Source organism: Eubacterium ventriosum (assembly GCF_025150745.1).
In the GTDB taxonomy this organism is placed as follows: domain Bacteria; phylum Bacillota; class Clostridia; order Lachnospirales; family Lachnospiraceae; genus Eubacterium_G; species Eubacterium_G ventriosum.
Genome location: NZ_CP102282.1, coordinates 155226 through 181110, shown reverse-complemented (window position 1 = coordinate 181110; position 25885 = coordinate 155226). Strand labels below are relative to the sequence as shown.

Genomic DNA, 25885 nt, shown 5'->3' with positions numbered 1-25885 from the left:
ATGATTTTTGAATGTAAAGACGTAACGTTAGGTTACGAAAATAAAGTAGTTGCAAAAAATTTGAATTTTAAAATCGACCAAGGAGATTATCTTTGTGTTGTTGGTGAAAATGGTACAGGAAAAAGTACACTTATAAAGACATTATTAGGGTTGATTAAACCTTTAAATGGCGAAGTTATTGCCAATGTGCAGGGAAAAAATCACAAAGGAGTAGGATATTTGCCACAGCAGACACAGGCACAGAAAGATTTTCCGGCAAGTGTTTGGGAAGTAGTTTTGTCAGGGGTGCTAAATAACGATCATAGATGTCCATTTTATAATAAGAAAGACAAGGCAGAGGCTGAAAAAAATATGGAGAAGCTTAATATTTTGGATTTGAAAAAGCGTTGCTATAGAGAGTTGTCAGGAGGACAGCAGCAAAGAGTTCTTCTCGCAAGGGCACTTTGTGCAACAGACAGCGTTTTGATTTTGGATGAACCTGTAACAGGGCTTGATCCGGCAGCTTCAATGGAGCTTTATGAAACTATAAAGGATTTAAACAAGAAAGAGAATGTAACAATTATTATGGTTAGTCATGATATAAAGAATGCTTTAAATTATGCAACACATATTTTGCATTTAGAACAGGAAAATGATTTCTTTGGAACAGTTGAGGAATATAAGAAATCAAATGTTTCAAATATGTTTTTGGGAGGTGCAGCAAATGATTAGTGAAATGTTTGCCCATGGATTTATACAGAGGGCTTTTATCGGAGGAGTATTGGTATCACTTTGCGCAGCTCTTTTAGGCGTCAGCCTTGTTTTAAAAAGATATTCAATGATAGGTGACGGTTTGTCACACGTTTCATTTGGAGCATTGTCCATAGCAATAGCTTTGGGATTTGCACCAATTAAGTTTTCAATACCAATTGTTATAATTGCAGCCTTTTTCTTACTTAGATTGGCAGAAAACGGTAAGATGAAAAGTGATGCGGCAATAGCTATGGTGTCAGCTTCATCACTGGCAATTGGTGTTATTGTTACATCGTTAACAACAGGACTTAGCACAGATGTGTGTAGTTATATGTTTGGTAGTATTTTGGCAATGTCTAAAGATGATGTTATTTTTAGTGTTGTACTGTCTGTTGTTGTACTTATAATGTTTGGATTTTGCTATCATAGAATTTTCGCAGTGACTTTCGATGAAAGTTTTTCGAAAGCAACAGGTGTGAAAGTTGGAATGTACAATACACTTATTTCTATTTTTACGGCGGTAACTGTTGTACTTGGAATAAAAATGATGGGAGCAATGTTGATTTCAAGTCTTATTATTTTTCCGGCGCTTACTTCAATGAGAGTTTTTAAAAGCTTTTTAAGTGTAACGATATGTTCTGCAATTCTTGCGGTAATAAATTTTACGGCAGGTTTGCTTTGTTCATACGCTTTTTCAATTCCTGCCGGAGCAAGCGTTGTTGTTGCTAATTTGTGTATGTTTATTATATTTTGCATTATTGGAAATTTGGCATTTCTAAAGAGAAAATAGTCAGGTATAATAGTGTTATGTTAAAAGATGTTGTCAAAGTGTATTAGATAATTATGCATAAAATATGTTTATTTATGGCAGTGACAGGTTAGGAGGAAAAATGGATATTAACGGTTTTATAGAAGAGTTGGATAGTTTGTATACGGAAAGAAGAATTAACGATGTCGAGCCATTTTTCAATGAAAGCATAGAACAGGCAAAAAAAGAAAATGACTTGGCAGCTCAGTTTACAATTCTTAATGAAATGATGGGATTTTTCAGGGATACAAGTCAGTTTGAAAAGTCTATTAAGGCATGTAATGATTGCATAGAATTAATGAAGAAAATGGGGATTGAAGGAACTGTGGATTATGCTACTTCCCTTCAAAATGTGGCAAACGCTTACAGAGCGGCAGGAAAACTTGCGGAATCTTTAGAAGTTTATAAAGAAGTTTTTTCTATATATAATGAGAATATTCCAAGTGATGATTATAGAATGGCAAGTCTTAACAATAACATTGCTCTTTTGTATCAGGAGATGAATGATTTTCCTATGGCAGTCCAACATCTTAAAAAGGCACTGTCCATTATAGAAAAAATAGAAGGAATGGATATTGAAGTTGCCACAACTTATACAAATCTGGCAGCGTCATTGATTGAAATTAATCAGGCAAGTCAGGCGGAAGACTACCTTAAGAAGGCTTTGGAAATATTTGACAGAGATGAAGTGAAAAACTTTCATTACAGCGGAGCCCTTTGTGCCATGGCAAGTGTTAAGTGTAGCTTAAATCAGTATGAAGAGGCAGCTAAATTATACGAAAAGGCGTTGCCGGAGATAGAAGCAAATATGGGACGTGGCAGTGCTTATAATATTACAAAAGAAAATCTGGCAAAGGTTTTTGACAAAATAAAAGAAGAAAAGAAAGAACTTACAGGTATAGAGCTGGCAAAAAGTTTTTATGAAGAGTACGGCAAGGATATGATTCATAATAATTTTTCTGAATATGAGGACAAAATAGCGGTGGGATTCGTTGGGGAAGGTTCAGAGCGATTTGGCTTTGATGATGTTTATTCAAGAGACCACGATTTCGGCCCGGGATTTTGTATGTGGATTACGGAAGATGTTTATGAGAAAATCGGTGAAAAACTTCAGGATGAATATAACAAACTTCCAAAAAGTTATAAGGGCATTACAAGAGTTGACACCATTATGGCTGAAGGAAGAGTGGGCGTTTGTGTAGTTGAAGATTTTTATAAAAAGTATACAGGTTCTGGAGATGGAAATCTAACATTAGAACAATGGATTAATCTTGAAGATTATAAAATTGCAACAGTTACTAACGGTGAAGTTTTTAGGGACGATTTAGGATATTTTTCTAAGATAAGAAGAAAATTTGAAAATCAGCCTTTTCAGGCAAGACTTGTTAAGCTTGCAAGACAGCTTGGGGCAATGGCTCAGACAGGTCAGAGCAATTATGAAAGAGCAATGGCAAGGAAAGATTATGTAACGGCACAGATTTGCATTTCTGATTTTATGAAAGAGACAATGAAATGTGTGTACATTTTAAATAATAAGTTTGCACCGTACTACAAATGGCTTTTTAAGGGAGTTAGTAGATTGGATGGAACTGAGAAGATTGTTTCATTGCTTGAAAAATTAAGTCAGCTTCCTGCTCAGAAGAATGCTTGGGATGGTTATTTGTATGACAATACTAAGTTTAATGAAAAAGATGAAAAAGCCATTATTATGGAAGAAATAGCAAAAATTATAATTGATAAATTATTGGAACTAAAACTAATAAAGAATAGAAATTCAAACTTTTTAAATGACTATGTGAGACCAATTATGGATTTGGCAGAAGGGAAAGTTGAAATGTTTGACAGAGAAAAAACAATAGATAAAATAGTAAAACTTGAATTTGAAGCTTTTGATAAAGTGCAGAATGTTGGTGGAAGAGCGTCTTGTCAGAATAATTGGCCTTTCTTCTATGTTATGAGAAAGAGTCAGTATATGACTTGGACAGATGAAATGCTAGAGTGCATTTGCAATCTTTGGGAAGAAAACAAGGCTAAGGGTTGGAATATGATTACCGAGAAATATGGAAGAATGATGGAACATACTTCACCTGAAGAATATAAGAAGATTAAAGATAATTTTCCTGAAAAATCGGAGAGAACAATAGCAATTGTAAATCAGATTGCACAGATTCAGGTAGACTGGATGAAGGATTTTGCTAAGAGTTATCCAAAGCTTGCATCTAATGCAAGGGATATAACAAGTGATGCTGATCAGATTGATAACACTTCTTATGAAACTTATTTAAAGGGAGAGTTATTAACATATTCAGAAGAATTGTTGAAACTTTATGCACAATTTATTGTAAATCTGGCAAGAGAGGGAAAAAATCTTGCATATATGACTATAGAAAATACAGCACATTTACAGGGATATGCAACATTGGAAGCTGCAGAAAGTAGCATAAGATAAGTTTTGTAAATGTTAAGAGAAAGGAGCGTATGACCATATTTTCTTAATATGGCATACAAAATAAATATGGCATTTTTACCAATATCCAAAGAGGATATGAAGGAAAGAGGAATAGAGCAGTTAGATTTTGTGTTTGTAATAGGGGATGCTTATGTAGACCATCCATCTTTTGGACATGCTATTATAAGTAGAGTTTTGGAAGCTAATGGATATACAGTTGGTATTATTTCACAGCCTGATTGGAAGGACGATGAAAGCATTAATGTTTTGGGAGAACCAAGATTGGCATTTCTGGTAATGGGTGGAAATATGGATTCAATGGTTAATCATTACTATGTTTCAAAGAAAAGAAGAGATAGTGATGCCTACACTCCGGGCGGAGTAATTGGAAAAAGACCGGATCATGCAGTAGTTGCTTATTGTAATCTTATTCGCAGAACTAACAAAACAAAGCCGATTATAATAGGTGGTATTGAGGCAAGTCTTAGAAGAATGGCGCATTATGATTATTGGAGCAATAGTTTTAAACGTTCAATTTTATTGGATAGTCAGGCAAATCTTTTAACTTATGGAATGGGTGAAAAGTGTATAGTTCAGATTGCAGATGCCTTGGCAAGTGGTATGGATGTTACGGATATTACTTATATTCCGGGAACTGTTTTTAAGACTAAAAATATAGAACTTGCTTATGATCCAATAATTCTTCCGTCTTATGATGCCATGAAGGAAGACAAATTAGAGTATGCAAATAGTTTTAGGGTTCAGTCTGAAAATACTGATCCTTTTAATGGAAAAACTTTGGTGGAACCTTATCCAAACGGAGTTTATGTTGTACAGAATCCACCCCAGGAGCCCTTAACAAGACAGGAAATGGATGATATTTACGACCTTCCATATGAGAGAACTTACCATCCAAGTTACGAGGCTTTAGGTGGGATACCTGCCATTCAGGAAGTTCAGTTTTCATTGGCAAGTTGTCGTGGTTGTTTTGGGGCATGTAGTTTCTGTGCCATAACATTCCATCAGGGAAGAATTATTCAGTCAAGAAGCCACGAATCAATCATAAATGAGGCAAAAAAAATTATTGATATGCCTAATTTTAAAGGATATATTCATGATGTTGGTGGCCCTACAGCTAACTTTTATCATCCGTCATGTAAGAAGCAGTTAAAATCAGGTGTGTGTAAGCATAAGCAATGTCTTTTCCCACATCCTTGTAAGAATCTGAATGTTGACCACAAGGATTATTTAAGTCTTCTTAGAAAGTTAAGAGAATTGCCTAAGGTCAAAAAAGTATTTGTCCGTTCAGGTATTAGATTTGACTATATTATGGAAGATAAAGATGATACTTTCTTTAAAGAGCTGGTTAAATATCATATTAGTGGACAGCTTAAGGTAGCTCCTGAGCATATTTCTGATAAGGTTTTGTCTTATATGGGAAAACCTCAGAATTGTGTTTATGAAAGTTTTATCACTAAATATAAGAAACTTAACGAAAAAGAAGGAAAGAACCAGTTTGTTGTGCCATATCTTATGAGTTCCCATCCGGGCTCTGATATGACAGAGGCAGTGAAGTTGGCTGAGTACCTTAGAGATATTGGCTATAATCCCCAGCAGGTTCAGGATTTTTACCCTACACCGTCAACAATGTCAACTGTAATGTACTATACGGGAGTTGATCCGCGAACAATGAAGCCGGTGTATGTTCCAAAAAATCCGCACGAAAAGGCAATGCAAAGAGCCCTTATGCAGTACAGAAATCCTGCAAACTACGACTTAGTTAAAGAAGCACTTCATATAGCAGGAAGAGAAGACCTTATAGGTTTTGGCAAGGAATGCCTTATTAAACCCAGACAGTTTAAATATGAGAAAAACTATGGTGGAAACGGCGGAAAAGGTAACGGAAAGTCTAAGGATTCACGTAAGGATGCGCGAGGTAAGAATTTTTCAGGCAAAGATTCCTCAAATAACAAGAATGGTCGTGGTAAGAATTTCGCAGATAAAGACAACCGCGGAGGAAAAAATTCAGTAAATAATAAAAATACCCGCAGTGGTAAGAATTTTGCAAATGACAAAAATGCCCGTGGCGGTAAGGTGCAGACAGGTAACTCACATAATGGCAAAGTGCAATCCGGCAATTCACGTAATGGTAAAGTACAATCCGGTAATGTGCATAACGGAAAGTCCGGCAGGAAATCTAGCAAGAGACGTTAAAGTTTCTATTTGAATCCTAAATTTAGAGTGGTATACTATGTTAGGTAGAAGATAGTTAATTAATAATTAAAATATAGGAGGCAAACAATGGACATTAAAGTATTACAGAAAGACATGATAGCTGCAATGAAAGCTAGAGACAAAGCTAGAAAGGAATCAATTTCAGCATTGATTCAGGCAGTAAAGAAAGCAGGAATTGATGCAGGCTGCAGAGATGATATTCCTGAAGAAATGGTAAACAAAGTAATTCTTAAAGAATTAAAAACTGTAAAGGAACAGATTGATTCATGTCCTGCTGACAGAACAGACTTAATAGAAGAATACCAGGCAAGATATGATGTATTCAACGAATATGCACCAAAGCTTATGAGTGCAGAAGAAGTTGAAGCAGAATTAAAAGAAAAATTTGCAGACGTAATTGCAACAAAGAACAAAGGCCAGATAATGAAAACAGTAATGCCTGCATTTAAAGGCAGAGCAGATGGCAAAGTAATCAACCAGATAGTTGCAAAAATGTGCCAGTAAATAATAGAAACAAATGAGAAGAAATGCAAGACATGTGTTTCTTCTTTATTTTTTTGCGTGTAGGCAAGGATATATGTCTACAAACAGATTGATTTTGTTATTTTGCTGCGTTCGTTATTGATTGTGGCCAGGGTGTTTTGCACCCGTACCCCGATATAGAAATTATCTTGATTTTCGGGGTACGAATTTTACAATTTTAAATGTAACATAGCACGTATAAGTGATATTTTTTCCTGGCTGTACCCCGCTATAGAAATTATCTTGATTTTTGGGGTACATATTTAGCAATTTTACATCTTGAGACATAACTTATTGTATATATCAATAATAAAAGTACCCCGATATATAAAAAATTCTCAAAATCGGGGTACATTTCATTAAATCTGTTACTTGAAAATACAACATAATATATAAATGCAACGAAAATGTACCCCGATATTTTAAATCATCCAAATTTCGGGGTACATTCTCCAAATTCTTCTTGATTTTATATACAGTCAGAGATGGGAATGGCAAACGTGTTTGCCATTCCCATCTCTGACTGTATACAACTTTCGACATTTTTACATTTTTCCCGAATATTTTAAATAGATTTAACATAAATGCGCTATTGCATTTAACGAAATTTAAATAGTATATATGTGTACCCTGAAGGAAACAAAAAATAAGTTCCTTCAAAACATATTAAAAATTTACTTGAAAACGAGGAGAAAATTGAAAATGAGAAAGAAAGTTTTAGCAGTAGTATCTGCATTGGTTATTACAACATTAGCATTCACAGGATGCGGCAACAACAAGAGTGCAAGCAGTGACAATGGTTCTGATTCAGGAGCTAAGTCACAGGCAATCACAGTAGTTTCAAGAGAAGAAGGTTCAGGAACTAGAGGAGCTTTCGTAGAACTTCTTGGAGTTGTAGATGAAAACGAAAATGACATTACAGTAAGTTCAGCACAGATTACAAACAGCACATCAGTAATGCTCCAGAAGGTAGCACAGACAAAGAGTGCAATCGGTTATGTTTCACTTGGTTCTTTATCAACAGACGTTAAGGCAGTTCAGGTTGACGGTGTTGACGCAACAGCAGAAAACGTTAAATCAGGTGATTACAAAGTATCAAGACCATTTAACATTTGTTACAAAGAAGATAAGTTATCAGACATTGACAAAGACTTCATCTCATTCATTATGAGCAAAGAAGGACAGCAGATTGTAAACGACAACGGTTACATCGGAGTTGAAGCAACAGAATCATACAAGGCAAGTGGTAAGAAAGGAAAAATCACTTTAGCAGGTTCAACATCAGTTGCGCCATTAATGGATAAGTTAAAAGATGAATATGTAAAACTAAACGCAGACGCTTCAATTGAAATTCAGGAATCAGGTTCTTCAGCAGGTATTCAGTCAGCAATCGAAGGTGCAACAGAAATCGGTATGTCATCAAGAGAATTAAAAGATGAAGAAGCAAAAGAATTACAGGTTCAGAAAATTGCATTAGATGGTATCGCTGTAATTGTTAACACAGAAAATCAGGTAACAAACCTTACATCAGATCAGATTAAGAAAATCTACACAGGTGACTTAACAGACTGGGCTGATGTTCAGTAATAAAATCTGCATATAAGGGTACAGGCAGAGGGATTAAAATTCCTCTGCTTTTAGTGAATGAAGGAGAAAATATTTTGAATAAAGTATTAGATTTTTTAATGAAAATAGTATTTCTTGTATGCGCATGTATATCTATTGCAGCAGTTATAACAATTTGTTTATTTATGTTTGCAAATGGTGTGCCGGCAATTAAAGAAATAGGAATAACAAAGTTCCTTTTTGGAACACAATGGCGTGTGTCACAAAATCTTTTTGGAATATGGCCAATGATTGTAGGCAGTATTTATGTAACAGCAGGGGCAATGATAATTGGTGTTCCAATTGGACTTTTAACAGCAGTATTTCTTGCAAAATACTGTCCCAAAAAATTATATAAATTTATCAAACCAATAATTAACCTTATGGCAGGGATTCCTTCTATTATATACGGATTCTTCGGACTGGTTGTTATTATTCCAATTATTCAGGAAATGTTTGGAACAGCAGGTGACGGTATACTTGCAGCATCAATTCTTCTTGGAATGATGATACTTCCAACAATTATTAACACAGCAGAATCATCAATTGTGGCAGTACCGGAAGCATATTATGAAGGAGCGCTTGCCCTTGGTGCAACAAAGGAAAGAAGTATTTTTAAGACGGTAATACCGGCGGCAAAGTCAGGTGTTATGTCAGGAATTATTCTTGGAATGGGTAGAGCCATAGGTGAAACAATGGCAGTTGTAATGGTTGCCGGGAACCAGGCAATTATACCGGACAGCATTACAAGTGGTGTCAGAACACTTACAGCCAATATCGTACTTGAAATGGCTTATGCCACAGGATTACATAGAAGAGCATTAATTGCTACAGCAGTAGTATTGTTTGTATTTGTATTAATTATAAATGTATGTTTTTCAATAATTAATAGGAGGTCTGAATAATGGAAAAAGAAGTAAAAGCAGTAGGCAGAAAAGCTCCTATAGTAAAAACAAACAGCAAGTTAAAAGAATATTTAAGAAAACCGGGCTCACTTATTATGCTGATTCTTATAATGCTTGCAGCGGCAATTACAGTTGGAATAATGGTTTATCTTGTTGCTTACATAGTTATAAGAGGTGTTCCCTATATTAATGCAGACTTGTTTGCATGGAAATACAATTCAGATAATGTTTCAATGACACCGGCTATTATTAACACAATTATAATAGTTGCAATGACACTGATTATTTCAGTACCTATTGGAGTGGCAGCAGCAATTTATCTTGTTGAGTATGCAAAGAGAGGTTCAAAACTTGTAAAAATCATAAGAGTTACAACTGAAACATTGGCAGGCATACCTTCAATTGTTTTCGGTTTGTTCGGTTTCCTTGCATTTGTTCTTGCCTTACATTGGGGATATTCATTAATAGCCGGAGTTTTAACACTGGCAATAATGGTTTTGCCAACAATTATAAGAACAACAGAGGAAGCGCTTATTGCTGTGCCAGACTCATTTAGAGAAGGCAGTTTTGGTTTAGGTGCAGGAAAACTTAGAACAATATTTGTTATTGTTTTGCCGGCAGCAGTTCCGGGAATTTTGTCAGGGGTTATTCTTGCAATAGGAAGAATTGTTGGTGAAAGTGCAGCACTTATTTTTACGGCAGGTTCAGTGGCGGCAGTGCCTTGGGGCTCGGGCAAGTTTTTCTTATCTTCAACAAGAACTTTGGCAGTTCATATGTACTGCTTATTGTCAGAAGGACTTTACACAAATCAGGCTTATGCAACAGCGGTAATACTTTTGATAATTATTTTAATTATTAATGGTTTATCGGGCATACTTGCAAACAAGATTGGAAAGGAAAATAAATAAATGGGAAAAATAGATATAAAGGACATGGACCTTTTTTACGGAGATTTTCATGCCATAAAGGATGTAAATTTATCAATTCCAAAGAACCAGATTACAGCATTTATAGGACCTTCAGGATGTGGTAAGTCAACAGTACTTAAATCACTTAACAGAATGAATGATCTTGTAGTGGATTGTAAAATACAGGGAAAAATAACACTTGATGGTGTTGATATATATAAAGACATGGACGTAAATGACTTAAGAAAAAGAGTGGGAATGGTATTCCAGAAAGCTAATCTTTTTCCAATGAGCATATACGATAACATTGCATATGGACCAAGAACTCACGGTATCCGTTCAAAGGCAAAACTTGACGAAATTGTTGAGCGAACATTAAAACAGGCAGCAATTTGGGATGAAGTAAAAGATTCATTAAAGAAAAATGCCCTTGCAATGTCAGGTGGCCAGCAGCAGAGACTTTGTATTGCAAGAGCTTTAGCAGTTGAACCAGAAGTGTTATTAATGGATGAACCAACATCAGCACTTGATCCTATTTCTACATCAAAGATTGAAGATTTGGCAACAGAATTAAAGAAGGATTACACAATTGTTATGGTAACTCATAACATGCAGCAGGCAGCCAGAATATCAGACAATACAGCTTTCTTCTTGTTGGGAGAGGTTGTTGAATATAGTGACACAGAGCAAATGTTCTCAATGCCTAGAGACAAGAGAACTGAGGATTATATTACAGGAAGGTTTGGTTGATGATATGAGAAATAAGTTTGATGAACAGCTTGACAATCTAAATAATGAATTAATTAAAATGGGTAAACTTTGTGAGCAGGCTATTTCAGGAGCCATCAAAATTACAATGGAAGATGACCATGAAGAATTAAAAAGAGAAGTATTGGAAACAGACAGCGAAATTGACAAAAAAGAAAGAGATATTGAATCTATTTGTATGAAACTTTTGCTTAGACAGCAGCCGGTAGCAAGGGATTTAAGAGTTATTTCCTCAGCACTTAAGATGATATCAGACATGGAGCGTATAGGCGACCAGGCATCAGATATTGTTGAATTGGCTCAGTATATTAAAAAAAGTGATGTAAAATACAAAACACATTTAAGTGACATGGCAAACGAAGTTATAAAAATGGTAACAAAGAGCATTAAGTCTTTTGTAAAGAAAGATATTGAAATGGCAAGAAATGTTATTGTCTATGATGATGTTGTTGATAACTATTTTGAAGAGATAAAGAAAGAGTTAATAAGAATAATTTCTTCAGGAGAAAGTGATGGTGAAGAATTTATTGATATTCTTATGATTGCCAAATATCTTGAAAGAATAGGCGACCATGCAACTAATATTGCAGAATGGGTTGAGTACTCAATTCTAGGCTATCACGCAGAGTAAATCAAAATAAAACCTAAAACTTTTCAAAAATATATTGTAAAAAATTCAAATATCTCCCAATTTTTACCTGCATTTAACATAAATCTTACTTTCCGGGGCTAAAGTTAATTTAACCTGGAAAGTAAGGTTAATAATATGTTAGTTAGAATTTAATTATTTGGAGGTATATATGATTTATTTGGTAGAAGACGATAGCAGTATTAGAGAATTAGTAATATATGCATTAAACAGTACAGGTCTTGAGGCAAAAGGCTTTGAGAAACCTTCAGAATTTTGGAAGGCAGTTGAGGAAGAAGAGCCAAGTCTTGTAATACTTGATGTAATGCTTCCTGAGGAAAGTGGAATTGATGTTTTAAAGAAAATAAGAAGCAATCCTGCAATTGAGAAGCTTCCGGTAATTATGGAAACAGCAAAAACAAGTGAGTATGACAGAATAAACGGACTTGAAAGTGGTGCAGATGATTATATTTCAAAACCATTTAGCATGATGGAAATGGTTGCAAGAGTTAAAGCGTTAATCAGAAGATCTGAGTACAAGCATGAAGAAAAGGATTATACAATTAATAATCTTTATGTTTGCCCAATAAAGCATCTTGTAAAAGTTGACGACAGGGAAGTTGTCTTAACATTAAAAGAATATGAAATGTTATGCCTTCTTTTAAAGAATAGAGGTATTGTTTTGTCAAGAGAACAGCTTCTTAACAAGATTTGGGGATACTCTTTTGACGGAGAAAGTAGAACAGTGGATGTTCATGTAAGAACTCTTAGGCAGAAACTTGGAACGGCAGGAGATGTTATAAAAACTATCCGTGGAGTTGGTTATAAAATCTCGGCTTAATTGTGATAATAGAAATAAGTGACTTGTGGTAATTATTAAATCTAAATTTAAGAAACTTAATATATTTAATAAATTTTACTTAGATTTAACAAAGAGAATAGTTACAATTTACACTCCCACTATACTATGAATATGTAGACAGGGAAGAAATTACACGGATTGTTACGTGCTTCGCACTCTCACAATCTTACCCCAATATTTGACATTTAGAAAAGTTTTAGGAGGAAAAAATGAACATTTTTGACGTATTATCTCTTATTGGAGGTTTAGCATTATTCCTTTTTGGAATGAATATTATGGGTGATGCTCTTGAAAAAAGAGCTGGGAATCAGTTGAAAAACATTCTTGAAAAATTAACATCTAACAGATTTAAGGGATTTTTGCTTGGGGCAGGAGTAACAGCAATTATTCAGAGTTCTTCAGCAACAACAGTTATGGTTGTGGGTTTTGTTAACTCAGGAATTATGAGTCTTAAGCAGGCAATAGGAATTATTATGGGGGCAAACGTTGGAACAACCATTACATCTTGGATTCTTAGTTTAACAGGGATTGAAAGCTCAAACATTTGGGTTAGTCTTTTAAAGCCAACATCATTTACACCAATTCTTGCAATGATTGGTTTGATAATGATTATGTCAAAGAAAAACTCAAAACGTGCAGATACAGGAATGATTCTTTTAGGATTTGCAGTTTTAATGTTTGGAATGGAACAGATGTCAGGTTCTGTTAGCGGATTAAGAGATGTTCCTGAATTTAGAAACATATTAGTAATGTTTAGCAATCCGGTATTAGGTGTATTGGCAGGTGCATTCTTAACAGCAGTAATCCAGAGTTCATCAGCTTCAGTAGGTATACTTCAGGCATTGGCTTCAACAGGAGCAGTAACATACGGAAGTGCAATTCCTATCATTATGGGACAGAATATCGGAACTTGTGTAACAGCAATTATTTCATCATTTGGAGCAAACAAAAACGCAAAAAGAACAGCAATTGTTCATTTGTCATTTAACATAATCGGAACAACGGTATGGCTTGCAGTATTTTGCTTATTAAATTCAATTATACAGTTTCCATTTATAAGTGATTCAGCCAATCAGCTTGGAATAGCAATTGTTCATACAACATTTAATATTTTATGTACATTATTATTATTCCCATTTGCAAACCAGTTGGAAAAACTTGCATGTATCATTATAAAGGATGCAGAAAAGAAAGAATCATTACAGTTACTTGATGAACGTCTTATGACAACACCTGCAATTGCAATTGACAGATGTAAAAAAGTTGTAATGGAAATGTTTGAGAAAACAATTGAAGGAGTAAGCTGTGCCTGTGACATTTTAAGTGAGTACGATTCAAAAGTAATAGACAAGGTTAAAGAGTACGAAGAAGAAGTGGACAAGTACGAGGATAAGATAGGAACCTATCTTGTAAGAATCAGTACAAGAGACTTAAGTGAAAGTGACAGTAAGAGCGTAAGTGAGTTATTACACATCATCGGAGACATTGAAAGAATTTCAGACCACTCAGTAGGAATAGCAAAGTCAGCAGAAGAAATTCATGATAAAAAATTACATTTCTCAGAAAATGCAAGAAAAGAATTAAAAGTTTTAATTAATGCAGCAAAAGATATTTTGAATCAGTCACAGACAGCTTTTGAAAATAATGATATGGATGCTTCATTAACTGTTGAGGCATTGGAAGAAGTAATAGACCATTTGAAACACCAGTTGAAGAAGAGACATATTGACAGATTAAAAAATGGTAAGTGCACAATTGAGCAGGGATTTATAATGACAGACATTCTTACTTCTTTGGAAAGAATATCAGACCATTGTTCTAACATTGCAGGATGTGTTGAGGAAATTGACCATGACAGTCTTGGACTTCATGCATACAGCAGTGAAATAGATAAAAATCCGGGAAGTAAATTCTATCAGGTTTATACACAGAACAAAGATAAATATGCAATTGACTAGAATTAAGTTAGGTTTATTGCAGATTAAAGAAAGAAGGTTGATTTTATGCATACAATTTATGAAAAATTGTGGCTTATATCTTCAGAACTAAACCATTTAACAAAGGTAAACAAAAAAAGTTTATATATGGCTATAAGTGTTATGTTTTGGATACTTGTGGCAACAATAGTTTGTGTTGTATTGGAAATTTTTTGTAAAATATCTTATATAACATTGGCTGTAATTATTGGTTACGTAGCTGTTATACCGGGATATTTCGGAGCAGTCATGTACATATACAGAAATACAACACCTAAGGATGTTGAGTGAATACAGTGAATGAAAATTAAATAAATATATGGGATAATTAACTATTGTTAATATAAATAATTATTACGGAATATAAACTAAAAAAATTAAATATTTTAATGCCAAAAACTAACTATATAAAACTATTTGTATGTTTTAATTTTTATGGTAAAATTATGGGTGGCCAAACCTTTAATAAATTTTACAAAACAGGAGATAAAGCATGGATAGAAAAGTATTATTTTTAGATTTGGATGGAACTCTTACAAATGATGACAAAAAAGTTACACCTAAAACATTAAAGGCATTGAAGCAAATAATGGAAGAAGGACATATTGTGGCGCTTGCATCAGGACGCCCAACGCCGGGAGTAGCACAGGTTGCAAAAACACTTGAGCTTGATAAGTACGGTGGATATGTTCTTTCTTTTAATGGAGGAAAAGTAATCAACTGGAAAACAAAGGAAGTTATTTATGAGAATGCATTATCAAAAGAATATATTCCTGAATTAGTTGATTATGCAACAGGGAACAAAATCGGTCTTATTACTTATGATGACGATAGCATTGTTGTTGGAACTCCAATAGATGAATATATTGAATTGGAATCATTTATTAACAAGTTGCCTCTTAAAGAGAAAAATCTTGTTGAGTATGTTGATTACAATCCTAACAAATGTCTGTTAACGGCACCGGGCGAGATTGCAGCAGAACATGAAAAGATTCTCTCAAAGAAGTTTGAGGGAAGAATAAGCATATATCGTTCAGAGCCATTCTTTATAGAAGCATTGCCAATGGGAATTGATAAAGCACATTCAATAGAAGTTCTTATTAATCATCTTGGAATTCCAAAAGAGAATACCATTGCCTGTGGTGACGGATTTAATGATCTTACAATGATTAAGTACGCACACGTTGGTGTTGCTATGGCCAATGCTACAGACGTGGTTAAGGAGAACGCAGATTACATTACAAAATCTAATAATGAAGATGGAATAGCTCACGTTATCGAGAAGTTTATTCTTGAAAAATAAAACAAAAATATTAAAGTGTTAAAAAGTACGACTATTGTGAAAGCACAGGTGGGATGAGATTTTGAGACACTGTAATTAAATATAAGGAAAGGGAGAAAAAATGAAACGAGGAAACAAAAGAATTATCGCGGTACTTACTTTAATGTTTGTTGTTCTTATTGGAACAACAGTTTTTGGTGCCGACGAAGAGGCTAAGTATGTTCCACAGTTCTTTGGAACATTTTGGGCACTGGTTCCACCACTGGTAGCCATAGCATTAGCACTTATTACAAAGGAAGTTTACAGTTCATTATTTATTGGAATTGTAATTGGTGGAATTTTTTATTCAGGAGGCTCATTTGAGGGAACAATTGAACATGTATTAGAGGACGGAATAATCGGTTCACTATCTGATGAATATAATGTGGGAATATTAGTATTCCTTGTTGTTCTTGGAACAATAGTTGCACTTATGAATACAGCAGGTGGTTCAGCAGCTTTTGGTGATTGGGCATCTAAACATATCAAAACAAGAATTGGTGCTCAGCTTGCAACTATTGCGCTTGGTTGTCTTATTTTCGTAGATGACTATTTTAACTGCCTTACAGTTGGTAGTGTCATGCGACCTGTAACAGATAAGCATAATGTTTCAAGAGCAAAACTTGCATATCTGATTGATGCAACAGCAGCACCTGTTTGTATTATTGCACCTATTTCTTCATGGGCTGCAGCGGTAACAGGTTTCGTAAAAGGACAGGATGGATTTGTAGTATTTATTAAGTCAATTCCATACAACTATTATGCTTTGCTTACTATTGTTATGATGATTTCAATAGTATTGTTAAAAGTTGATTTTGGCTCAATGGCTAAGCATGAAGCCAATGCAGCAAAAGGAGACTTGTTTACAACAGGTCAGAAGACTTACAAAGAGGAAGAACAGGCTGAAGAAAAGAGAGGCAAGGTTTGTGACCTTGTAGTTCCTGTAGTTACTCTTATTATTTGTTGTATTATTGGTATGATTTATACAGGTGGATTCTTTAAAGGAACAAGCTTTGTTAAGGCTTTTTCTGAAAGTGATGCTTCAGTTGGACTTGCTATCGGAAGTATTTTTGCATTAATGATTACTATTGTATTCTATGTTGTAAGAAGAATTTTAAGCTTCAAGAAGTGTATGGATTGTTTGCCTGAAGGATTTAAGGCTATGGTACCTGCAATTCTTATTCTTACTTTTGCATGGACATTGAAGAATATGACAAGCAGCCTTGGTGCAGCAGAATATGTTGGTGGAATTATGAAACATAGTGCAACAGGTTTTGCAATATTCCTTCCTGCAGTTATATTTGTTGTAGGTTGTGGACTTGCTTTTGCAACAGGTACTTCATGGGGAACATTTGGTATCCTTATTCCTATTGTTGTTCAGGCGTTCCAGAAAACTGATCCTGCAATGATGATTATTGCTATTTCAGCATGTATGGCAGGTGCAGTATGCGGTGACCACTGCTCACCAATTTCAGATACAACAATTATGTCATCAGCGGGAGCGCAGTGCGAACATACAAACCACGTATCAACACAGATACCTTACGCTGCAACAGTTGCAGTTATTTCATTTATCACATACATTATCGCAGGTGCGTTGCAGAAGGCAGCAGGGCTTGGGTGGTTGGCACTTCCAATTGGAATTGTTCTTATGATAGGAACAGTTGTGGGAATAAAAGTGCTTACAGCAGGAAAAGAAGTGGCAGAGTAGATGCGAGATGAAATTATGCAAATGATTGAAAGACAATTTTATCTGAAATTGAGACTTGGAGAGCTGTTAAGATTTGGGAAAGTTGAGCTTTGGAGTTATGTAAACTAGTAGCGGTTAAAATTGAGATTTATACAAACTTGGATAATAGAAATCAAAGTTATGTAAACCAATGATAATTAGAATGGAAGTTATGTAAGTTGATAACGATTAGAATAAAAGTTATGTAAACTGGAAAAACAAGAAACACCACAACTTATTAGATAATTCAATATTGTTGTGGTGTGTAAAGGCAAATTTTAAACAAAATATGTGATTATATGGTTTGCATAAAACAATTTACACCACAAATTAGTATGAATATTGCAATTGTTGTGGTATAAAATTGTTGATTCATATAAAAAGAGACAAGAAACTGGTTGACATAAATTAAAAATATACCACAAAATTATCGAATAATTGAAAATGTTGTGGTGTATGCGGAATAATTATCGTGAAAACCTTGAATTTGTACCATATAGGCAAGAAAGTGTATAGATGGTACAGATATAAGCAAATTGATGAGCAAGAAACTTGAAATCTGTACCATACGGAGAAGAAAATGTGTATATGGTACAAATATAGGCAAGTTGAAGAGCAAGAAACTTGGAATCTGTACCATACGGAGAAGAAAATGTGTATATGGTACAAATATAAGCAAGTTGAAATGCAAGAAACTTGAAATCTGTACCATACAGAGAAAAAATTGCAAATATGGTACAAATATAAGCAAATTGAGCTGTAGCAGACTTAAAATCTGTACCATATAGAGAAGAATATTCATATATGGTACAAATACTAATAAAATAAGAAAATCCCCTAGCATAGTGGTTGAAATCATTATACTGGGGGATTTTTTATCATATTAATGTAATCAAAGTCGCAAGTTATTATTAATTAAACATACTTGAATAATAGAATACTAATACTTCAATTATTTATTTGACGTTGGCAGATATGGTAGAAGAGCTCCTGCCATATTGGAAATAGGCATTGTCTGTAACCATACATGGCCCGGACCTGTAACAACAGTGTTAAACAATCCTTCACCACCGAGGAACATGTTTTTTATACCGGGAACGGTCTGAATATCCATCTGGCATGTTACTGACATAGCGGCAAGATGTCCGGTGTCTATAACAATCTGCTGACCAGGCTGTAATTCGTATTCAATGACATGGCCATCAAATTCTGCAAAAGCAATACCATTACCTGAAAGCTTCTGTAAAATAAAGCCTTCACCACCGAAAAGACCTGAGCCAAGTTTTTTTCTAAAATGCATTGATAATTCAACACCTGCTTCAGAAGCAAGAAAGGCAGATTTTTGAAGAATAATTTCATTCCCCGGAGTGATTTCAAAAGCTTTAATAGAACCTGGAAAGCTTGAAGCAATGGAAATCATTCCGTTAGTACGTTCTGCAGTGTAAATATTCTGAAAAAGAGTATCACCGGATAAGGCTCTTCCGAACATTTTTCCAATACCACCACCGGTAGTTTCCATTTTCATATTAGGTGACATCCAAGCCATGCCACCACCTTCTGTAATAATTTTTTCTCCGGCGTCAAGTTCACAAATAACAACCGGAAGAGTATCTCCCTGAATCGAATACTTCATATTGTCCTCCTGAAAAATTGATAATTTAAAATATTATATCATATAAGTAGTAAAAAAAAACAGTTTATATTAATAAAGCATAATAAAAAATAATATATTACACATTGTAATGTAAAAAATAGACAATAAATATTTAAATAGTACACAAATTCAAAAAATAAACTACAGAAAGTACAATAGCCAAATGATAGTATAAATACAGATAAGGTCGGATACTAGTGTAATTTAAAGGAGGATTGAATTACAAATACAAATAAGAGGAGAGTGTATATGAAACGATATAGCGATGAGTTAGTAAAAAAATTAGGAGAAGAAAAAGAAATTATACAATCCTATGGAACGGAAGTTATTTTTAAGGAAAGTCCGGTAGATGGAAGAAAAGGATACATGGATCCGTATGAAATAAAAGCGTTAGAAAATCAACAGGAACATGTTGGGGAAGAAAAATGCAACGAAATCAGTTTGGAAAAGTTAGCCCAAAGAATGAGAGACTCAATGGGATATCCTAATTTAAATCTTAACGAGACAGAAATTATTACAAAGTGCGAAAGTTTAGTTTTAGAGAAAAATAATGTTGAAATATGGAGATATTACAAAAGAAGAACTGAAAAAAAAGAGAGACCTGCATTAGTAATGATTCATGGAGGTGGATGGATAGGAGGATCTGTAAGTGTATTAGAAAACTATTGCAAATTAGTGGCAGAAAGAGCCGATGCAGTAGTTTTCAGCATTGAGTATAACAAAGGACCTGAAAAACCATTCCCTAATGCTCAGAATGATTGTTTTAACTGCCTAAAACATATTTATGAAAATTATGAAAAGTATGGAATTGATAAAAACAGAATAGCAGTGGGAGGAGATAGTGCAGGAGGAAATCTTGCTTTATCTACAGCTATTAAAGCAAGAAATTCCGGATTAAATTGGATTAAGGCATTAGTTTTGGCATATCCTTGCACAGTAAAATGCGATGCTACAATGGATGGATATGTGTGGAGTGAAGACGTGTATGATTTTTCAGAAGAACAGGGAGATATGGAGAAGAAATTAATTAATTTAGGCCATATGGTTAAATATGGAGAAGATCCTATAGAACTAATGACAATGAAAAATCCACAGGATGTATATAACCCAATATATAGTCCAATGATGGATCCGGATAAAAGCAATATGCCGTATACACTAATGATTAGTTGCGAGTATGATGGATTGAGACAGCAGGATGAATTTTATGTGATGCAATTAAGAAAAGCAGGAAACAAGGCTAAATGTATCAGATATGGAGGAATTTCTCATGCAATTATTGATAGACTGGGACATGTGCCACAGGCGGAAGATATTGTAAATGAAACCGTTAATATTATTAATGAACTATAGGAGAAAAACATGAAATTTTATGAATTGCCAATGGGGAACATAGAAAATAAAGAAATAATTGAAAAACAAAAAATAAGAGAACTTGTAGAGTATGAAAGATATTGTACTGATTATGGACTAAAGGAACAGAGAGAAAAATGTTGGTTTAAGGACGGAGAAATATTTACCACATGGTTTAAGGGGAAAGTTACAGATTACTTTAATGCAAAGCCTACAAAAAGAGAAAATAAACCGGATGAAAAAGAAAGTCATGGACACAAAATTAATAACACAGTTGTATGGTTGAAGGACAAAAAAGCTATTGCTGAAATAATTTGTACATTAACATTTAGAACCTGCTTGGATGGAAAATGGGTAGATATACAATGCAACAGCAGAATGCATTACAGAGTGGAAAAGCGGGATGGAGTATGGGGAATTGTATACATGGAAGGAATATATGAAAAGGATAGAATGGATTCTGTTTTTGGGGATGAACCGTTTTATATAAAAAAGGAACAATTAGAAAAATATAGAAGTAATAATTTTAATATGGCTGCAAGAAGAGATTTGTATGAAGGTGGACTAAAGTATTCAGAACAATGGGCAGGTAAAGATAAACCGGAAACAATTAAGAAATTATATGATGATAGTAGTAATTGGATTTTTAATTAGGAGTAAAAAATGTATATAAAAAAGTTGAAAAATAAAGCTATTAGCAATCCGGATTATCCTGTTGTTAATACGAAATATGGGAAATTAAGAGGAACATGGAGAGATGATTGTTTTGTTTTTAAAGGTATAGAATATGCGAAGGCGAAGAGATTTCACTTGCCTACAGAACCGGATAAGTGGGAAGGAATAAAGGATGCAGTGGCATATGGTCCTGTACCGGATGAAATAAGTACACGTATACCGGGAGACTCTTTTACAGAACCACATTTTTGGTATCCACAAAGTGAATTCTGTCAAAATTTAAATATATGGACACCAAGCATAGAAAAAAATGAAAAACTTCCGGTTATGGTTTGGATTCATGGTGGTGGTCAGGAACATGGTTCAGCAATTGAAATAACAGCTTATGATGGTGAGGAATTGGCAACATGGGGAAAGGTAGTAGTAGTTTCTGTTAACCATAGATTAAATGCTTTAGGGTATTTAGATTTATATGAATATGGCAAGGAATATGAAGAGTCAGGGTATGTAGGAATGATGGATCTGGTAGCATCATTGAAATGGGTTAAAGAAAACATTTCAGAATTTGGTGGAGATCCGGATAATGTAATGCTTTTTGGACAGTCCGGTGGTGGATTTAAAATAATAGAACTTATGCAAATGCCTGCAGCAGATGGTTTGTATCATAAAGTGTCTATACATAGCGGCACAGGAAGAGATTCTACATTTACCCATGAAAACAACAAAGAAGTTGCAAGAGATATAGTTAAGTTTCTTAACATAAAGAAAGAAAATATTTCAGAAATAGAGACAATTCCATATTACAAGCTGGCAAAGGCAATTAATTATGCATATGACAATTTTATGAAGCGTCATGGAGAAAGATTACAGTGGACACCTCCTGTAGACTATAAAAATTATTTCGGAAATCCTCAAATGGCTGGAATGAAATTTAGGGAGGAAACAAAAAGTATCCCTATGATTACGGGTAGTGTTTTGGGAGAATTTGTATCATCGGCAAAACATAATGGGGGTATAGGAGATATTAATCAATGGAAGTCAAAACAAACAATAGATCAGCTTATTGAAAGATATGGGAAGTATACTGATGACATTATACGGGAATTTGGAAAAGCGTATCCAAAAAAAGATCCGGCAAAAGCTTTATATGTTGATGTTTTTATGAGAAAACCTCATAAAGATTTATGCAAAATGAGAGTTGAACAAAACTGTGCAGATACATACAATTGGATGTTATCTTTAGATATGCCGTGTTACGGAGGAACAACACCTTGGCATAACGCAGATGAGGCATATATTTTCCATCATGCAGAGTTTTTTGAATCAGAATATATTCCCGGCATTTCAGAAAAGTTACAGGATGAAATGGCAGGTGCTTTAGTTTCATTTGCTTATACGGGAAACCCAAATCATAAGGGACTACCAAAGTGGAATGTAGCAGAGAAAGATGTAATTCCTACAATGATATTTGATAAAGAAACTGAAGAAAAAATTAATTATGACGATAAATTAATAGAACTGGTGGAAAAAGCAGGAGCTTTAGGACCAGGCGATAAGGGACCAGAAAGATTATATGGTGGAGGCACAAGACTTCACATATAAAGGAAGGATAAGAAAGATATGTTTTGTGATAAATTAACGGAAAAAGCAATAGTTTTAAGTGATAATCCTTTGGCAAAAACAAAAAATGGAAATATAGCAGGCATAAAAAAGAGTAGTACATATATTTTTAGAGGAATAAAATATGCTAACGCAGAAAGATTTCATATGCCGTCTAAAGTTGGACCATGGGAAAATTCAAAACCGGCAGTATCATATGGATATGTATGTCCTGAAAGAACTACTCCTATAGGATATGATGCACAGGTTTGTCCACATTATTATATGCCACAGGATGAAAATTGCCAATATTTAAATATATGGACACAGTCATTAGACAGGAATGAAAAAAAACCGGTAATGGTTTGGATGCATGGAGGAGGATGGAATAGTGGTTCAAGTGTGGAACAATATGCATATGACGGGGAAGAACTGTCTAAGTTTGGAAATGTTGTAGTAGTATCCTTTAATCATAGACATAATGTGTTAGGAAGCTTGGATTTGTCAGAATATGGTGAAGAATATGCGAAATCATCTTATTGTGCAATGGGAGATATAATAGAGTGCCTTAAATGGATAAAGGAAAATATTAGCTGTTTTGGCGGAAATCCTGAAAATGTAATGTTGTTTGGACAATCTGGTGGTGTGGCAAAAATTTTATATACTATGCAATGTCCGGAATGTGATGGACTATATCATAAAGTTGCAATAGATAGTGGTGGAATAAAAGAACAAATAATTCCGGAAGGTTACACTAAGAAACAGATTGCACAAAAACTTGCAAGATTAACTGTAGAAAAGTTAGGACTTTCCAAACAAACCATAAAAAAAATAGAAGAATTTCCATATTGGGATTTGGTTGAAGCAGCTAATCAGGCAGAAGAAAAATTAAAAGAAGAATTAGGCAGGGATTTTTCATGGAGATGGGAGCCAATAGAAGATGGAGAATTAATTATTGGAAGTACGTTAAAGAATGGATTTAGAAAAGAGACTTCTAAAATACCTATGATTATAGGAAACGTTTTTGGAGAAGCTAATTCTAATTTGATTCCAAATAATAAACTTGGAGACGGATATAAGAATCATTGGAGTGACTTGCAGATTCAGACTTTCTGCAAGGAAAAATGGGGTAATGAGTACGAAACAATACTAGAAGAATTTAAAAAAGTATATCCGGATAACAATCCTGCAGACGTATTGTTTATGGATTATAAAGAAAGAGATGGTCAGCTTAATTTAGTGAAAAAAAGACTTGAAATAGGTGGAGATGTATGGAATTGGCTATTTAAAAAAGAGTCAGACTTCAATGGAGGAACAGTGGCGTGGCATTGTTCGGAAATACCATTTGTTTTCCATAATGTTTCATTTATAGAAGCAAGCTTTGAACCTGGAATAAGTGACCAATTAGAAGATATAATGTGTCAGGCATGGGTTAACATGGCATACAGTGGAAATCCAAATGGAGGGTGTGTGCCTGAATGGAACAAAATGCAAAAAGATAACATATATACAATGATTTTTGATGAAAAATGTAAAGTGGAAAAAAATCACGATATAAAACTAAGAGAACTATTAAAAAAAGCAGATAAATAAAAGAGATTATTTAATTACATTATTGTACAGCAACAGGAGGCAAATATGAGTAACTTTAAAGCAGGTGCAGCTAAAGAATGCATAAATCCACCGGAATCAATGTATCCGGCATTATCTTTTATGCCAATTACTTTTGAAGGCGTGTATAAGGATATGTTTGTGAGAGCATTAGTTGTGGAAAATGAAAAAGAAAAAATAGCGATAATAACTTATGATGCGGCTGATATGGCCAGAACAGAGGACTTGAAAAATATTTTATATGACAAATTTGGAATAAAAAGTGAGAATGTAATGTTTGCAGTGACTCATTCTCATGAAGCACCAACATTTGATCAGACACATGAAGGAAATATGGGAGACCCTATAAAAATGAAATGGGTCATTGCATATGGGAATATTGTTATTGAACAGACAGTTAAAGCCGTAGAGAAAGCTATTAAAAAAATGAAACCTGCAAAAATAGCTTTTAAAACAGGAAAGAGCTATATAAATGTTTGCAGGGATGAACAGTTAGAGGATGGAACATGGACTCAGGGAATGGATTTTGCAGGCCCGTGTGACCATGAATTTTTGATTATGCAAATAAGAGATATGGACAATAATATAATAGACCAATTAGTTAATTATGGAGTTCATGGAACATGCTGTTTTCTGAAAAAGAACAAAGCAGGAGATAAGCTTTTAATGTCAGGTGATTTGCCGGGAATGTATAGCGAATATATGGAAAAACGATATGAAGATATGGGAGCAATTTTCCAGTGGTGTTCCGGAGCAGCAGGCAATGTTAATCCTATATATTTCTGTACATATAAAAAATATAATCACGACAAGACTACAAAGGATATAGATACAGGCTATGAAGCATGGGACTACTGTGAAGCTTTAGCACAAAGGCATGCAGTAGATGTATTAAAAGTAATGAGTGAATTTACAGAAAAAGATTTTTCCACTGACTTTGTATTTAAAACAATAGAAAAAAATGTTGCTTTACCCGGACAGGCTTTGGTTAAACCTGACGGATTTAAAGGAATGGTATTACCTAAAGATCAGTCACCGCTATTGAAAATTGTTGATGATAAAGATCAGTATCTAAATTTGAAAGTATCTTCCATTAATGGTATAGGTTTTGTAGGGATGAATGCAGAGCTTGTAGCAGAAATAGGATTAAGATTAAAAGAAAAAGCTCCTTTTGAAAAATTCTTTATAGTTACACATACAGGAGAAAGAATTGGATATCTTCCTGACAAATCAGGATATGACAGAAGAACGTTTGCTTTTTATGCATCCAAAGTTAAAGATGGCGTCACTGAGGAAATTATAACTCCGGTTATAATTGATATGTGTAATGAAATAATAGAAAAATAACTAACAAAATACAGCAAAAAGAAAATTGATTTGGTAAAAAATACCTAGTAAAATGTAAAAAGAATAAATATTGTCTACATTTTAAACAAACACATTGAAAAAATACACATAATCTTGAAATTGAGATATTAAAGGCAAAAAAGTGCTATGTTATTATAAAATCACAAGAAAACAGTGCAGGATGTTTTTAGATAATCT

22 protein-coding genes are annotated in these 25885 nt (G+C 34.2%); 21 read left to right on the top strand and 1 reads right to left on the bottom strand.

Annotated features, from left to right (window positions below):
• The 16 genes from NQ558_RS00780 (at nt 1) to NQ558_RS00705 (ending at nt 18236) form a co-directional block, all read left to right on the top strand.
• A complete protein-coding gene (locus NQ558_RS00780) occupies nt 1-711 on the top strand; it encodes a metal ABC transporter ATP-binding protein (protein ID WP_242652091.1) in 711 nt (236 codons plus the stop codon).
• Nucleotides 704-1522, top strand: a complete 819-nt coding sequence (locus NQ558_RS00775; protein ID WP_005359780.1) for a metal ABC transporter permease — start codon at nt 704-706, stop codon at nt 1520-1522. The genes NQ558_RS00780 and NQ558_RS00775 overlap by 8 nt, the downstream gene beginning before the upstream one ends.
• Nucleotides 1523-1622: 100 nt before the next feature.
• Nucleotides 1623-3989: a DUF4125 family protein gene (locus NQ558_RS00770; protein ID WP_040446155.1), complete on the top strand. Its 2367-nt coding sequence runs from the start codon at nt 1623-1625 to the stop codon at nt 3987-3989.
• A gap of 48 nt (nt 3990-4037) precedes the next feature.
• The gene (locus NQ558_RS00765; RefSeq protein ID WP_005359783.1) at nt 4038-6203 is read left to right on the top strand and encodes a YgiQ family radical SAM protein; all 2166 of its coding nucleotides are present in this window, start codon (nt 4038-4040) and stop codon (nt 6201-6203) included.
• Between the two features lie 87 nt (nt 6204-6290).
• On the top strand, nt 6291-6728 hold the full coding sequence (locus tag NQ558_RS00760; RefSeq protein ID WP_005359785.1) for a GatB/YqeY domain-containing protein: 438 nt from the start codon (nt 6291-6293) through the stop codon (nt 6726-6728).
• A gap of 720 nt (nt 6729-7448) precedes the next feature.
• A complete protein-coding gene (locus NQ558_RS00755; RefSeq protein ID WP_326930477.1) occupies nt 7449-8333 on the top strand; it encodes a substrate-binding domain-containing protein in 885 nt (294 codons plus the stop codon).
• Nucleotides 8334-8431: 98 nt separating this feature from the next.
• Nucleotides 8432-9256 (top strand): phosphate ABC transporter permease subunit PstC, encoded by an 825-nt coding sequence (pstC, locus tag NQ558_RS00750; RefSeq protein WP_005359791.1) that lies wholly within the window; start codon nt 8432-8434, stop codon nt 9254-9256.
• The gene (pstA, locus tag NQ558_RS00745) at nt 9256-10164 is read left to right on the top strand and encodes a phosphate ABC transporter permease PstA (RefSeq protein WP_005359792.1); all 909 of its coding nucleotides are present in this window, start codon (nt 9256-9258) and stop codon (nt 10162-10164) included. Before pstC ends, pstA begins: the two co-directional genes overlap by 1 nt.
• Nucleotides 10165-10914, top strand: coding sequence for a phosphate ABC transporter ATP-binding protein PstB (pstB, locus tag NQ558_RS00740; RefSeq protein ID WP_005359794.1), 750 nt, complete (start codon nt 10165-10167; stop codon nt 10912-10914).
• A gap of 4 nt (nt 10915-10918) precedes the next feature.
• On the top strand, nt 10919-11563 hold the full coding sequence (phoU, locus tag NQ558_RS00735) for a phosphate signaling complex protein PhoU (RefSeq protein ID WP_005359795.1): 645 nt from the start codon (nt 10919-10921) through the stop codon (nt 11561-11563).
• 169 nt (nt 11564-11732) lie between these two features.
• A complete protein-coding gene (locus NQ558_RS00730) occupies nt 11733-12401 on the top strand; it encodes a response regulator transcription factor (protein WP_005359797.1) in 669 nt (222 codons plus the stop codon).
• A 230-nt stretch (nt 12402-12631) separates the two neighbouring features.
• On the top strand, nt 12632-14380 hold the full coding sequence (locus tag NQ558_RS00725) for a Na/Pi cotransporter family protein (RefSeq protein WP_005359798.1): 1749 nt from the start codon (nt 12632-12634) through the stop codon (nt 14378-14380).
• A gap of 45 nt (nt 14381-14425) precedes the next feature.
• Nucleotides 14426-14689, top strand: a complete 264-nt coding sequence (locus NQ558_RS00720; protein WP_005359800.1) for a hypothetical protein — start codon at nt 14426-14428, stop codon at nt 14687-14689.
• Nucleotides 14690-14891: 202 nt separating this feature from the next.
• Nucleotides 14892-15701, top strand: a complete 810-nt coding sequence (locus tag NQ558_RS00715; protein WP_005359801.1) for a Cof-type HAD-IIB family hydrolase — start codon at nt 14892-14894, stop codon at nt 15699-15701.
• A 100-nt stretch (nt 15702-15801) separates the two neighbouring features.
• The gene (locus NQ558_RS00710) at nt 15802-17430 is read left to right on the top strand and encodes a Na+/H+ antiporter NhaC family protein (RefSeq protein ID WP_005359803.1); all 1629 of its coding nucleotides are present in this window, start codon (nt 15802-15804) and stop codon (nt 17428-17430) included.
• A 557-nt stretch (nt 17431-17987) separates the two neighbouring features.
• Nucleotides 17988-18236, top strand: a complete 249-nt coding sequence (locus tag NQ558_RS00705; RefSeq protein ID WP_147347941.1) for a hypothetical protein — start codon at nt 17988-17990, stop codon at nt 18234-18236.
• A gap of 164 nt (nt 18237-18400) precedes the next feature.
• Here the strand turns inward: NQ558_RS00705 and NQ558_RS00700 are convergent, their stop codons facing one another.
• Nucleotides 18401-19081 (bottom strand): TIGR00266 family protein, encoded by a 681-nt coding sequence (locus tag NQ558_RS00700; RefSeq protein WP_005359806.1) that lies wholly within the window; start codon nt 19079-19081, stop codon nt 18401-18403.
• A 270-nt stretch (nt 19082-19351) separates the two neighbouring features.
• On the opposite strand from NQ558_RS00700, the gene NQ558_RS00695 reads away from it, so the two are divergent.
• The 5 genes from NQ558_RS00695 to NQ558_RS00675 are packed head-to-tail and all read left to right on the top strand — an operon-like array spanning nt 19352 to nt 25687.
• Nucleotides 19352-20455, top strand: a complete 1104-nt coding sequence (locus tag NQ558_RS00695) for an alpha/beta hydrolase (protein ID WP_005359808.1) — start codon at nt 19352-19354, stop codon at nt 20453-20455.
• 9 nt (nt 20456-20464) lie between these two features.
• Nucleotides 20465-21109, top strand: a complete 645-nt coding sequence (locus tag NQ558_RS00690; RefSeq protein WP_005359809.1) for a nuclear transport factor 2 family protein — start codon at nt 20465-20467, stop codon at nt 21107-21109.
• Nucleotides 21110-21118: 9 nt separating this feature from the next.
• Nucleotides 21119-22732, top strand: a complete 1614-nt coding sequence (locus NQ558_RS00685) for a carboxylesterase family protein (protein WP_005359811.1) — start codon at nt 21119-21121, stop codon at nt 22730-22732.
• Between the two features lie 18 nt (nt 22733-22750).
• Entirely contained in the window at nt 22751-24322 is a 1572-nt protein-coding gene (locus NQ558_RS00680; protein ID WP_005359812.1) for a carboxylesterase family protein, read from the top strand.
• Nucleotides 24323-24367: 45 nt separating this feature from the next.
• Nucleotides 24368-25687, top strand: coding sequence for a neutral/alkaline non-lysosomal ceramidase N-terminal domain-containing protein (locus NQ558_RS00675; protein ID WP_005359813.1), 1320 nt, complete (start codon nt 24368-24370; stop codon nt 25685-25687).
• The last annotated feature ends 198 nt before the right edge of the window (nt 25688-25885 follow it).